At 35.8% G+C, this 12,194-nt stretch carries 12 protein-coding genes, 1 rRNA gene and 1 pseudogene; 8 read left to right on the plus strand and 6 right to left on the minus strand.

Annotated features, from left to right (window positions below; genetic code table 11):
- Nucleotides 1–232: 232 nt before the first annotated feature.
- Complete coding sequence (gene groES / locus H6G44_RS19330; protein WP_027403125.1) at nt 233–544, plus strand: co-chaperone GroES; 312 nt, start codon at nt 233–235, stop codon at nt 542–544.
- Between the two features lie 106 nt (nt 545–650).
- The gene (gene groL, locus H6G44_RS19335; protein WP_190388185.1) at nt 651–2,288 is read left to right on the plus strand and encodes a chaperonin GroEL; all 1,638 of its coding nucleotides are present in this window, start codon (nt 651–653) and stop codon (nt 2,286–2,288) included.
- 242 nt (nt 2,289–2,530) lie between these two features.
- Here the strand turns inward: groL and H6G44_RS19340 are convergent, their stop codons facing one another.
- Together H6G44_RS19340 and H6G44_RS19345 are read right to left on the minus strand one after the other, a co-directional pair.
- Nucleotides 2,531–3,073: a hypothetical protein gene (locus tag H6G44_RS19340; RefSeq protein ID WP_190388186.1), complete on the minus strand. Its 543-nt coding sequence runs from the start codon at nt 3,071–3,073 to the stop codon at nt 2,531–2,533.
- A gap of 19 nt (nt 3,074–3,092) precedes the next feature.
- Complete coding sequence (locus H6G44_RS19345) at nt 3,093–3,542, minus strand: Tse2 family ADP-ribosyltransferase toxin (protein WP_190388187.1); 450 nt, start codon at nt 3,540–3,542, stop codon at nt 3,093–3,095.
- A gap of 178 nt (nt 3,543–3,720) precedes the next feature.
- Between H6G44_RS19345 and H6G44_RS19350 the strand changes: the two genes are divergently transcribed.
- On the plus strand, nt 3,721–4,014 hold the full coding sequence (locus H6G44_RS19350; RefSeq protein WP_168359673.1) for a hypothetical protein: 294 nt from the start codon (nt 3,721–3,723) through the stop codon (nt 4,012–4,014).
- Complete coding sequence (locus tag H6G44_RS19355) at nt 4,015–4,422, plus strand: type II toxin-antitoxin system VapC family toxin (RefSeq protein WP_190388188.1); 408 nt, start codon at nt 4,015–4,017, stop codon at nt 4,420–4,422.
- Between the two features lie 11 nt (nt 4,423–4,433).
- Here H6G44_RS19355 and H6G44_RS19360 read toward each other — a convergent pair whose 3' ends face one another.
- The 3 genes from H6G44_RS19360 to H6G44_RS19370 all read right to left on the minus strand — a co-directional run bounded on the left by H6G44_RS19360 (nt 4,434) and on the right by H6G44_RS19370 (nt 5,337).
- Nucleotides 4,434–4,658, minus strand: coding sequence for a type II toxin-antitoxin system HicA family toxin (locus H6G44_RS19360; protein ID WP_190388189.1), 225 nt, complete (start codon nt 4,656–4,658; stop codon nt 4,434–4,436).
- Nucleotides 4,659–4,665: 7 nt separating this feature from the next.
- On the minus strand, nt 4,666–4,896 hold the full coding sequence (locus H6G44_RS19365) for a type II toxin-antitoxin system HicB family antitoxin (RefSeq protein WP_190388190.1): 231 nt from the start codon (nt 4,894–4,896) through the stop codon (nt 4,666–4,668).
- Between the two features lie 165 nt (nt 4,897–5,061).
- Complete coding sequence (locus H6G44_RS19370; protein WP_190388191.1) at nt 5,062–5,337, minus strand: hypothetical protein; 276 nt, start codon at nt 5,335–5,337, stop codon at nt 5,062–5,064.
- A gap of 912 nt (nt 5,338–6,249) precedes the next feature.
- Between H6G44_RS19370 and H6G44_RS19375 the strand changes: the two genes are divergently transcribed.
- The 4 genes and pseudogenes from H6G44_RS19375 to H6G44_RS19390 all read left to right on the plus strand — a co-directional run bounded on the left by H6G44_RS19375 (nt 6,250) and on the right by H6G44_RS19390 (nt 11,703).
- Complete coding sequence (locus H6G44_RS19375; RefSeq protein ID WP_190388192.1) at nt 6,250–7,620, plus strand: ATP-binding protein; 1,371 nt, start codon at nt 6,250–6,252, stop codon at nt 7,618–7,620.
- Nucleotides 7,621–7,703: 83 nt separating this feature from the next.
- Nucleotides 7,704–8,396 (plus strand): annotated as a pseudogene (locus H6G44_RS19380) (TCP-1/cpn60 chaperonin family protein); the annotation flags it as partial.
- A gap of 229 nt (nt 8,397–8,625) precedes the next feature.
- Nucleotides 8,626–9,015: a hypothetical protein gene (locus H6G44_RS19385; protein ID WP_190388193.1), complete on the plus strand. Its 390-nt coding sequence runs from the start codon at nt 8,626–8,628 to the stop codon at nt 9,013–9,015.
- A 12-nt stretch (nt 9,016–9,027) separates the two neighbouring features.
- On the plus strand, nt 9,028–11,703 hold the full coding sequence (locus H6G44_RS19390; RefSeq protein ID WP_190388194.1) for a P-loop ATPase, Sll1717 family: 2,676 nt from the start codon (nt 9,028–9,030) through the stop codon (nt 11,701–11,703).
- Between the two features lie 383 nt (nt 11,704–12,086).
- On the opposite strand, the gene rrf is transcribed toward H6G44_RS19390, so the two are convergent.
- Nucleotides 12,087–12,194, minus strand: a 5S ribosomal RNA gene (gene rrf / locus H6G44_RS19395); the annotation flags it as partial.

Genomic DNA, 12,194 nt, shown 5'->3' on the forward strand with positions numbered 1-12,194 from the left:
TTTGTCTTATATCAGTCGAATATGCTGCTGCCATATATATCTCAATTATTTTCTTTTTTTTCCATCTTTAAAGTTTACCATCTTTGTACCGCTTTTGATCTCAAACTGCTGTAAGTATCGCTACCCTACCCTTAGTTCGGAAACCCGTACATGAGTCATGATTGCTATTATGTCCCATCTTTCGCTAAATTAGCAGTCATGAGTCGAGAGTGCTAATTTAGCAAAAATTTCTATGGCAGCTGTATCTCTAAGCGTTTCCACCGTTAAGCCTTTGGGCGATCGCGTTTTCATCAAAGTAAGCGCCCCCCAAGAAAAAACCGCAGGCGGTTTGTATTTGCCCGATAATGCCCAGGAAAAACCCCAAGTAGGCGAAATCGCCGCTGTTGGACCTGGCAAGCGTAATGACGACGGTACTCGTCAAACAATGGACATTAATGTTGGCGATAAAGTGTTGTATTCCAAGTATGCTGGCACTGATATCAAGCTGGGTACAGATGAATATGTACTGCTTTCTGAAAAAGACATTTTAGCAATCGTCAACTAATTGGCTATGGGTGATGGGTAGGGAGTTTTCCTAATTACCTGTTCACCACTCACCAATTTCCAGACAACCACAAAAATTCAATTTACTATCGGGATTTAGACTTATTATGGCAAAGCGCATTATTTACAACGAAAACGCCCGTCGCGCTCTAGAGCGTGGTATTGATATTCTGGCTGAAGCTGTGGCTGTTACCCTTGGTCCTAAGGGTCGGAACGTGGTTCTAGAAAAGAAATTCGGTGCACCACAAATCGTGAATGATGGTGTCACCATCGCTAAGGAAATTGAATTAGAAGACCATATCGAAAATACCGGCGTGGCTCTCATTCGTCAAGCTGCTTCTAAAACTAACGACGCTGCTGGTGATGGTACAACCACAGCTACCGTTTTAGCTCACGCTATCGTTAAGGAAGGCTTGCGGAACGTTGCGGCTGGTGCTAATGCAATTTTATTGAAGCGCGGTATTGATAAAGCATCTGCGTTTTTAGTGGAAAAAATTGCTGAACACGCTCGTCCTGTAGAAGATTCTAAGGCGATCGCTCAAGTTGCGGCCATTTCTGCTGGTAATGATGAAGAAGTCGGTAGCATGATTGCTCAAGCTATGGACAAGGTGGGTAAAGAAGGCGTAATTTCCCTAGAAGAAGGGAAGTCTATGACCACCGAATTAGAAATCACCGAAGGGATGCGTTTTGATAAGGGTTATATTTCCCCTTATTTCGCTACCGATGCAGAACGGATGGAAACCGTTTTTGATGAGCCTTATATCTTGTTAACTGACAAGAAGATTGCTTTAGTCCAAGATTTAGTTCCTGTCCTCGAACAAGTAGCTCGTTCCGGCCGTCCTTTGGTAATTATCGCTGAAGACATCGAAAAAGAAGCTTTAGCAACTTTGGTAGTTAACCGTTTACGCGGTGTTCTTAACGTTGCTGCTGTCAAAGCTCCTGGTTTTGGCGATCGCCGTAAGGCTATGCTAGAAGATATCGCTGTCTTAACTGGTGGTCAACTTGTCACCGAAGATGCTGGTTTGAAACTAGATACCACTAAGCTAGAAAGTCTAGGTAAAGCCCGCCGCATCACCATTACCAAAGACAGCACCACCATTGTGGCTGAAGGTAATGAAGCTAGTGTTAAGGCTCGTTGCGAACAAATCCGTCGTCAAATGGAAGAAACTGAATCTTCCTACGACAAAGAAAAACTCCAAGAGCGTTTGGCTAAATTGTCCGGTGGTGTAGCTGTAGTTAAAGTTGGTGCAGCTACCGAAACCGAAATGAAGGACAAGAAACTCCGCTTGGAAGATGCTATTAACGCTACCAAGGCTGCTGTAGAAGAAGGTATTGTTCCTGGTGGTGGTACAACCTTGGCTCACCTCGCTCCTGTATTGGAAGCTTGGGCGCACAGTAACCTCAAAGATGAAGAATTGACTGGTGCTTTAATCGTGGCTCGCGCTTTACCTGCTCCTCTGAAGAGAATTGCTGAAAACGCTGGTCAAAACGGCGCGGTAATTGCTGAAAGAGTGAAAGAGAAGGATTTCAATATTGGTTTCAATGCTTCTACCAACGAATTTGTAGATATGTTGGCTGCTGGTATTGTTGACCCCGCTAAGGTAACTCGTTCTGCTCTGCAAAATGCGGCTTCTATCGCTGGTATGGTGTTGACAACCGAATGTATCGTTGTTGACAAGCCAGAACCTAAAGATGGCGCTCCTGCTGCTGGTGCTGGTATGGGTGGTGGAGATTACGACTACTAAAATCTTTTCGTAGTTTTCCTAGTTTAAATAATGGCCGCTTCCGTAAGGGGGCGGCTGTTTTTTTTTGGACATCGAACCACAGAGGCACAGAGGACGCAGAGAGAAGATTTTGTTTAAGTTCAACTTACAGCTAAAAGTTCATCAAGCTTATTTTTTACAGCACTTACCGGTGTTATGAGGTACATATCTAGCGGGCAAGATGCCCGCACCACAAGAGTTTCATGATTCAGCTTTGTACTTCATCAAATCGGAAACCGCTGTAATTCTGGAGATGTCATTAATGGATTATAAACTTCCCCTTTGTAAGGTTGCCAAACATAACCAGAACTAAATGGTTGGAAACCTGGTAATGTTTCTACTTCTTCTGCAAGTGCTGTAGATAAAACTAATCCTGGAATAGATAAATTAGGTAAATCTTCTATTAGTTCACTATAGGTTCTAAATTCATCAACTTCTACACCAACTAAAGCATAACGAAAGCTAGAATCAAACTTTAGAGCTTCATAGAATAACAAACCTAACTCTGTCATTAAATAAGCACTTTCAGGGCTATATATTCCCACTTCGCTAACATTATCTGAGTAAACCCGTTCAGGGTAAACCCGACACCACCAATTGTTTTCTATATCTTGAAAAATGTCTGTGCGACACGTGCGAAACACATAAGTACTACGATTTATGAGTACCCATTGATATCCTCTTATTTCCCCAAAATATTGAGCAAATTCCTTAGCACTGCTTTCATCAGAGCCACACTCTGCTGATAAACTAAATATCCATGCCATACCTACCTCCTGTTTAGTTCTAATCAATTCTTTCCCAATCATCTTGGGTGTTTGCCAAGGCTAATTCGTACCTTTCTAGTGACATTGTAACTCTTGGCGAAATGCTAACGTGGGTTGGGCTATCCTGAACAGCTTGTAAATCTCCAGTGATGTTACTGTCATCAATTTGCCACAGGGGATCTTTTCCATATCCACCAAATTTAGCAGGTTTGCGAGGTGCTGGTAAACCTTCAATGGACAGAGAAACGGACATTCCCCCTGTATTTACAATGGCAACATCAACAAGCTCACCTTGAAACTCACGCTCTGACTCTGGTAATAAATAGCCTTGCTCATCTAGACTATCTACGGGCATTCGCTTGATATTTATATCAATATCACCCAGTCTAACTCCTAATAGTCTGGCACTTCGACCGATTTTGGGCTTGCCATCTTCGTCTGTCATGCCGCGATAGTAGAGTTTTACCATTAACTAATATTACTATATTGGGACAGAATGAATATTATCATGTCATTTCAGTGATTTTCCATTCTCTTAGCTATCCGATAACTATTTTTTGTTAATTCCTACTTTTTCAGGGATATTGTAGCTGCTATAATAGGACTCAGGTTGTCCAACAACGATATTATTTTGAAGAGGTTTAACTATGACTCAAATTATTAATCATCAATCTAATTATCAAAAATTACCCGAAATTGTCAGAACTTTAATTGACAATAATCCTCTTTATCAAGAAAACTTAGATAGAGAGAAAATGATTGAAGTGATTAATCGTAATTTTGATCCTATTGCTGTCCCTGATGTTAATCATATCTCTCAGGGGGAATTAACGAAACGGATTAAAAGTATTTTATCTTTACATTTAGTTTCAGGAATGTTAAATGATTTGACTCCAGAGCAAATGCAAATTTTTGATGAATCTGTAAAACGTGGGGGTTAAATGGGTTATTTACTAGATACGAATATTGTTTCAGCCTCACTAAAACAGAATATTGAAGTGGCATTGAAAATTACAGAAATACGTCGTCAAGGTGAATTTATCGGTATTAGTGGCATAACTTATTATGAAATTCAAAGAGGACTTTTAAGAAGTAATGCGACCAAGAAGTTGGCTTGGTTTCAACAATTTTGTCAAGATTATCCTATTTTGTTTTTAGATGATCTGAGAATATTTGAAAAAGCATCCGAAATTCATGCTGATTTAACAAACAGAGGTAAAATTATTCAGGACGCAGATATTTTGATAGCTGCTACTGCTATTATTCATAATTTAGTTTTAGTTTCTCACGATTCTGATTTAACTAGAGTTAAAGATTTGCAGTTAGAAAATTGGTTAATTTTTGCTTAATTAAAAATAATCTAACTTTGAAGGAAATCATCAGGTTTAATCCCAGCTTGTTTCAAAATTGCCCTCAATGTTCCCTCTGGCATATCACCAGAATGGTTAGGAATAGTAATATAAAGATTAGCTTCAGGATTCAACCAAATTTCATGACTTCCTGCGGCCTGACGATAAAAACTAAACCCAAATTTTTTGAGAATTTTAATAATTTCCCGATAACTAAATCCAGATAACCTACCCATAACTTGACTAATATCCTACAACTAAAGGATAGGTAAACTGCTCAGTTATGGGTTGCAAATAACTCAGTTCTATATCTTGATTTTGCGCTTCTAATAACTTTTTGGCCACATCACGAGCGATTTCTAATGTTTCCGTTACAGTTCTTCCTTGAGCAACTAACCCTTGTAAATCATCAGAGGTAGCTAAATAAACACCTTCTGGTAGTTTCTCAATACGGATGTTTAGTAATTTTTCCATTGTTGGTATACTTATAATCTTGATTGACTATTATATCATAAAAACACACAAGGAAAGCTATTAAATACATGAGCAATTATATTAAACGCAACGAAGAAGGAGCATATTGTGAAGAAAGTTGTTCCAATTGTTTAATTTTTTGTGAATTAAATTTTTGAAAAGACATTATAAGAAATCAGATTCATTTAATTTTGCCGATATTCTTCCACTTGCTGCATAAAATTTTTGCCAAACTTCTTCTTCGCAGTCATTGGATAAAGCTAAAACTTCACTGATAGTTTCTATAATAATCTCTTTTGCTTGTTGTTTATAATTTACTGGTGGTTTATCTTGATTATTTAATCTCAGTTGTTGAATTAACTGTTGTAATAACCATTGTTTATCTTCAATGGAGTAAGTTTGTAATATTTGTTCAATTTCAATAATCTTAGGTGATGGCATAAGATTTTTTGTAGGACAAGTTTAGTTACTTTTATAAGTACCACGACAGAATTAATTACATATTGGTTATTTACCAATTCTTTGCCAGTCAAGGATTTCAGCCCAGATTTTTGTGTAATTAATTTTGTCCAATTACTTAATAGCAAATCGTTGGGTAAAACGAAATCAATATCATGGAAGTTTTAATGATATTTGTTGCCATTTTACTCAACCGACATACTTAGTTAATTAAACCATTACGGGAGGGCAAAAAATTTCAAGTGATCCTTATCTGCCAAAACGAGCCGCATCGTCAAGTTTATTATTCAATTCCTGTTTGTATTGCTGATCAAGTAAATATTGTTCATAAGAACAATATTGTCCAATTGTTGAGCAGTAGTACGTTTGAGTATTCCTTGGCTGACTTCTCCTGTTTTGAGAGGTAGAGCTATTGCTAGTTGAAGAATTATTTCGATTGCTAGTTGAAGAATTATTTCGATTACTAGTTGAAGAATTATTTCGATTAATATAGTTTAGGCACTGTTGAAGAGTTCCTACCTGATTCCAGATACCATTCTGAAGAACGAAACAATTCTGAGAACTAGTATCAAGATAAAAATCTATGCCTTGAAAATTAATCGTCAGAGCTAACGATGGCTCAACGTATAAAAAACTAAGACTTGCTAGGACACATAATTGTAAAGATTTTTTAAATCTATTGGGTTTCATTTTTTTCTCCGATGATCATAAAAGTATTTACTCGACTAGAAACAGAAATAAATAAGCTAATTTTGAAGTTTATTTACTTCATACACAATATTGTATCTTCCCATTTCTAGACCATAGTAGGATTTAGTACACAATTTAGGCAGTATTTAACACAAACTTAGTATATTATAGTATAGTATCTTAAGTATCATGAGGTAACTACAGATGAATAATATTGAGGATATTTTACAATACGCTGATAATTTAATTTGTGAGACGACTAGTGAAAATCTAACTCCTGTAGAGGAAGCAATTCTCAAAGGTGTTTGGGAAGGTCAGAAATATTGGCAAATAGCTGTAGGATTTAATAATTGCAGTGAATCTCATATCAAAAAAGAAGCGGCTAAATTATGGAAAAAACTAGGACAATCATTAGGAGAAGACCTGAATAAAGATAATTTTCGTTCTAGAGTAGAAAAGAAATATCGTGTTTCTCAAAGGGATAATTTTGGTGTGCAAGTTAATGGTGAAGGAAATATTAATATTTGTGATAAGTCTTCACCAATTGTAAATAATAAAAAAGAGCATTTTAAACCTCCTAAACCCAAACATCAAATCCCAATAATTGACTTAACAAAAGCCCCAGAATTAAACTACAATTATGGACGCAATTCAGAAATTGCTACCCTAAAAGAATGGATATTAGAAAATAAAACCAGACTAATCACAATTTATGGATTAATTGGAATTGGTAAAACCGCATTAACTCTAAAATTAATCTCAGAAATTGAAACAGAATTTGATTATATTATTTATCGAAGTCTTGATAATTTTCCTCAACTGATAACTCTTAAAGATGAACTGAAACAATTTTTTTCTCAATCACAAAACCCATTACCTGAAATCATAGATTATTTCAATTCATCTCGTTGTTTAGTAATCATTGATGATGTGGATAATATTTTTCAATTTGGTAACTTAGCAGGTCAATATTTAACAGAATACAAGGATTATAGTAAATTCTTTCATAAAGTTGCCACCTCATCTCATCAAAGTTGTTTAATTTTGATTAGTTCAGCAAAACCCCCAGATATAGAAATTTTAGAAATTCAAAACAAATACACAAAAACATTATATCTTCAAGGATTAGAAGAAGATGCTAAAGCAATATTCAGAGATAAAGGCTTAAAAGATGAGGATAAATGGGATGAATTAATAACACTTTATCAAGGTCATCCTGGTTGGTTAAATATCATTATATTGACTATAATAGAATTTTTTAATGGTAAAGTATCCCTATTTCTAACAGATAATGATGATCTATTTTTAGGAGATATAGAAGCACTTTTAAAAAATCATTTAGAACGTTTATCAGAATTAGAAAATAAGGTTATCAACTGGTTAGCAACACAAAATGAACCTATAGATATTTTCCAAAAACCCGCTGATATTGAAGTATCAAATGCTAGATTTTTGCAAATTATACAGTCTTTAACCCGACGGTGTTTGGTTGAAAAAGTATTAGGAAAAGAGGAAGTAAAATTTCAGCTAAATTCGTTATTTAAAACATACATGAATAATGAATATTGCGATTAATTGGAGAGAATTTAATTTTCAAGAAACTTATCCGCTTTAATCCTAGCTTGCCTTAAAATTGCACATAATTTTCCTTATGATGCTTAGGTAAAGCTCGCCGCATCACCATTACCAAAGACAGCACCACCATTGTGGCTGAAGGTAATGAAGCTAGTGTTAAGGCTCGTTGCGAACAAATCCGTCGTCAAATGGAAGAAACTGAATCTTCCTACGACAAAGAAAAACTCCAAGAGCGTTTGGCTAAATTGTCCGGTGGTGTAGCTGTAGTTAAAGTTGGTGCAGCTACCGAAACCGAAATGAAGGACAAGAAACTCCGCTTGGAAGATGCTATTAACGCTACCAAGGCTGCTGTAGAAGAAGGTATTGTTCCTGGTGGTGGTACAACCTTGGCTCACCTCGCTCCTGTATTGGAAGCTTGGGCGCACAGTAACCTCAAAGATGAAGAATTGACTGGTGCTTTAATCGTGGCTCGCGCTTTACCTGCTCCTCTGAAGAGAATTGCAGAAAACGCTGGTCAAAACGGCGCTGTAATTGCAGAAAGAGTCAAAGAGAAGGATTTCAATATTGGTTTCAATGCTTCTACCAACGAATTTGTAGATATGTTGGCTGCTGGTATTGTTGACCCCGCTAAGGTAACTCGTTCTGCTCTGCAAAATGCGGCTTCTATCGCTGGTATGGTGTTGACAACCGAATGTATCGTTGTTGACAAGCCAGAACCTAAAGATGGCGCTCCCGCTGCTGGCGCTGGTATGGGTGGCGGAGATTACGACTACTAAAATCTTTTCGTAGTTTTCCTAGTTTAAATAATGGCCGCTTCCGCAAGGGGCGGCTGTTTTTTGCACGCAGAGGCGCAGAGGCGCGGAGAGAATATTGAGTTTCAATTCAACTTACAGATAAAATTTCATCAGGCTGTTTTTTGTTGTTAATGGTCAATTTTTAGCTCAAAAATCCTAATTTAATAATATACTGATTACTGATAAAGCTTGAATTTTAAGTCTAACAAGTATGGAAGATTACCAGGCAGCTTTTATGGAGCGCCATACTGATACTCAAACATTAACCCCCGTAAGAAAGGTTGGGGCTATGCACTTTGGTGGTATAACTGTTGAGTGTTTACTAAAAGCAATTATTTGTAAGACTCTACCTGGGGTTACACACAACTTGATCACACATACTTATGCAGAACTTCTAAAAAAACACAATAAACTAAAATCTAGAGTTGATAATAATTCAGAAGTGAGAAAATGGCTTGATCAAGTTGAAAATCCAATGGGTCAACATTTCATAGATATGCGTTATTCTAGTCTTGAACCTGATGAGCAAAATTACAAAATCTGGTTACACGCATACACAAGTATCAAAAGTTGGTTACTGAAGCAAGCTACTCAACTTTAAAAAGGTGATCAAATGCAGGAAAATTGGCAGATTTTACTAAAACAGGGAATTAAAAACCAGTATGTAGAAAAGTCACAAGAATGGGTTGATGTAAATATTTCTACATCCGGTTTATTGAATTTGACTATTGTCAGCGATCGCTTTATAGGTTTATCTATTTCTCAACGTCAAGAACAAATTTCTAACTTACTTAAATCACAAGTTCCTCATTTATCTCCTGGTTTTCTCTCCCTATATACACCTGAAGAAGCTAAATCTCTTAATCTTTCACCTCCAGAAGTTTCTGATGTAAATACAATCAAAACTTGGCAAGATTTAGCTATTCAAGCAGCAAACCCACAAAATCAATTAACCTTCCCCCAACGTGAACTTAGTTTACCTAGAACCGTAACATTTTATTCCTTTAAAGGAGGAGTAGGACGCACTACGGCATTAACTCATGTTGCTTGGATTTTAGCAATGGGAGGACGTAAAGTTGTAGCTGTAGATTTAGATTTAGAAGCGCCTGGTTTAAGTACAGCATTTAACCTACAACCACAACCAAAATATGGAATTGTTGACTATTTTTATGAACGTTCCTATTTACCAGAAGGAATAAAAGCGAGTATTTCCATTACTGAAATATTTGGTGAAGTAAGAATACCTAACGCTAAAGGAAGATTATTTGTTGTTCCTGCTGGTTGTCTTAGTCTTGATTATATTGCTAAGGTTGATGATCTTCATGCTAATACTATTATTGATGGGGATCAAAATCTTTGGTCCGTTTTCAAGTGCGAAATTGACGAACAATTAAAACCTGATGTTATATTAATTGATTCGAGAACGGGAATTAATCAATGGGGAGCTTTATCATTAATTCAAGCTGCTGATGATGCGGTTATTTTTCTTTTTCCTAATGAACAAAATAAACAGGGAATAAAACTGCTTTTACAATCACTTCAAAACCTTAATAAATTATCAATTAATTTTGTGTTTTCTCCTGTTCCTGATGTTAGCAAACTTGACAAGGTAAAGGAAATTTATCAATCTTTACTAGATGAAATAAAAATATCTACAGATGAAGAATCTGAAATAGATGATAATGATCAATTAGAAATACCAGAACCTTTAGTAATTCCCTATCTTCAACCCATTGCTTTAGCTGATAATTACCCTGTAAGAGCTTTACTAGATTACTATAATAAAATTGTCAATTTAATTGATGAAGAAACTGACGAAATTGAAAGAACAAATATTTTAACTAATTCAGAAACACGCTGGAAAATTATCGAAAGCTTGCAATTTCCTGAAGTAAATGCTGCGGATACAGATAAAAAACAAAATTTCAACCTCCTATTCCAGCGTACCAATGATTTTGAGAAATTTTTAGATCATGCAACTTGTTTAATTAGAGGTAGAAAAGGAACAGGTAAAACTGCTCTATATTGGTTTTTTCTCAAATATAAAAGTGATGCTCAAAAACTAGCTCATGGTAGATTAGATAATACTGTATTTTTGTCTGCACATGGTAGATATCAGGAAAGTCGTCCGACTCGTGATGAGTTTCAGATTATTCATCAACATTTACAGAACAATAGTGGCACTTGGGAAGCATTTTGGCGAGCTTATTTATTACTTAGATGTTATCAAGAAAAATTATTTATCTTTCCTAAAGGAAGGAAAAGTGAAAAATTTACTACCATCAAATCAATTTTCACTAATTTGCATCCAGAAATATGGCAATCTGAAAATACTTCAGCTTTGTTAGAATTATCTACCAACTCTGAACTACGTTTAATAGTTAAAGATGCCATTAACATTATTATTCATGAAGAAGCCAAAAATAAATCTCAGAAAATCTGGTTTCTTTATGATGATTTAGATGAAGATTTTCCTGAAGCAGGAGAAGTAAGACAATCGGCATTATCTGGATTATTTCAATTAGTTCAATCTTGTGATGCAAATCGCCTAACAGAAATTAGATTTAAGATTTTCTTGAGAGAAGATATATGGAATCGGTTAATTTTTGACAATAAAAGTCATTTTACTGGACGCGATATTATTTTACAATGGACTAGGGTTGATTTTTTAAGATTAGCTTTGCGTCAATCAATACAATCTCCAGATTTTAAGAATTTAGTAGATAGGTTTTCTCCTATTGCTGTAGAAAGTATTGATCAATCTAGTGAAGATGCAATTGATAAAGCATTAGAATTACTTTGGGGAAGTCGTCGCAGAACAGGGAACAAAGCTAAATATGTATCTAGATGGGCTTATGAAAGATTAACTGATTCTAGTGGTACTACTTTTCCTCGTAGTTTAAGTATCTTATTAACAGGTGCAAAGGAACAAGAATTAAGCTATCAAGGAAAATCATCAATTCAACCACCAACAGATCGTTTATTACGCAGTAAATCTTTAGAAATTGGATTGAAAAAAGCATCTGAAAAAAGATGTGATGAAATCAAAAATGAATATAGTCATTTAATTAAATTTTTTGATTCTCTCAAGCAGAAATCAGCCCTTTTACCTAAAGAAGAATTACATAGTATATGGCAAGAATCAGCACAGGATATAGCAGATTTTGAAGAGTTTACTTCTTTTTTAACTGAAATTGGTATTATTGAATGGCGCGAAAGAGATAAACGCTATAAATTTGCGGATATTTATGTATATGGTTTTAAAATGGATCGTTCAGGTGCAGTATAGAAATATTCTGAATACTAACGTCGGTTGGGATATCCTGAAATTATTGTTACCAATGCTTTTCATAAGCAATAACAAAAATTACCGAAAAACAAGAAAAACAAAGCTATCAACTATATGAATAATTGGAAATGCAATACTGCTTTTCATATCCTCACAAAATTGTAACTTCTGATTCAATTATGGTGGTTCTTCAGTATGGATATAGGAGATTGTCCATCTCATCTCATCGGCAAATCTATCATGGGGAAGGATAGGTGGTTTAAGAAGTGGGTTGACAATTTATTTAATATAAAGTGGTTTTGAGACTAAAATTGCTTTTATAAATGATAAAAAACCCCTCTCGATTATTTCATAGAGAAGGGTTTTTCGTTGTTAAAAAATAAACCTGGCATCGAGCTATTTTCACGCAGGGCTACCCCCAAACTATCGTCGCCGCAGCAGCGTTTCACCTCTGAGTTCGGGAAGGGATCAGTGTGGTTCCACCGCGCCAT

The organism is Aphanizomenon flos-aquae FACHB-1287, from assembly GCF_014698755.1.
GTDB classification, from domain to species: domain Bacteria; phylum Cyanobacteriota; class Cyanobacteriia; order Cyanobacteriales; family Nostocaceae; genus Dolichospermum; species Dolichospermum flosaquae.

Excerpts from the sequence above, each read along its gene's own strand:
- groL (WP_190388185.1), top strand. The coding sequence starts at position 651 with ATGGCAAAGCGCATTATTTACAACGAAAACGCCCGTCGCGCTCTAGAG.
- H6G44_RS19350 (WP_168359673.1), top strand. The coding sequence starts at position 3,721 with ATGACTCAAATTATTAATCATCAATCTAATTATCAAAAATTACCCGAA.
- H6G44_RS19375 (WP_190388192.1), top strand. The coding sequence starts at position 6,250 with ATGAATAATATTGAGGATATTTTACAATACGCTGATAATTTAATTTGT.
- H6G44_RS19340 (WP_190388186.1), bottom strand. The coding sequence starts at position 3,073 with ATGGCATGGATATTTAGTTTATCAGCAGAGTGTGGCTCTGATGAAAGC.
- H6G44_RS19365 (WP_190388190.1), bottom strand. The coding sequence starts at position 4,896 with ATGGAAAAATTACTAAACATCCGTATTGAGAAACTACCAGAAGGTGTT.
- H6G44_RS19360 (WP_190388189.1), bottom strand. The coding sequence starts at position 4,658 with ATGGGTAGGTTATCTGGATTTAGTTATCGGGAAATTATTAAAATTCTC.
- groES (WP_027403125.1), top strand. The coding sequence starts at position 233 with ATGGCAGCTGTATCTCTAAGCGTTTCCACCGTTAAGCCTTTGGGCGAT.
- H6G44_RS19390 (WP_190388194.1), top strand. The coding sequence starts at position 9,028 with ATGCAGGAAAATTGGCAGATTTTACTAAAACAGGGAATTAAAAACCAG.
- H6G44_RS19385 (WP_190388193.1), top strand. The coding sequence starts at position 8,626 with ATGGAAGATTACCAGGCAGCTTTTATGGAGCGCCATACTGATACTCAA.
- H6G44_RS19355 (WP_190388188.1), top strand. The coding sequence starts at position 4,015 with ATGGGTTATTTACTAGATACGAATATTGTTTCAGCCTCACTAAAACAG.
- H6G44_RS19370 (WP_190388191.1), bottom strand. The coding sequence starts at position 5,337 with ATGCCATCACCTAAGATTATTGAAATTGAACAAATATTACAAACTTAC.
- H6G44_RS19345 (WP_190388187.1), bottom strand. The coding sequence starts at position 3,542 with ATGGTAAAACTCTACTATCGCGGCATGACAGACGAAGATGGCAAGCCC.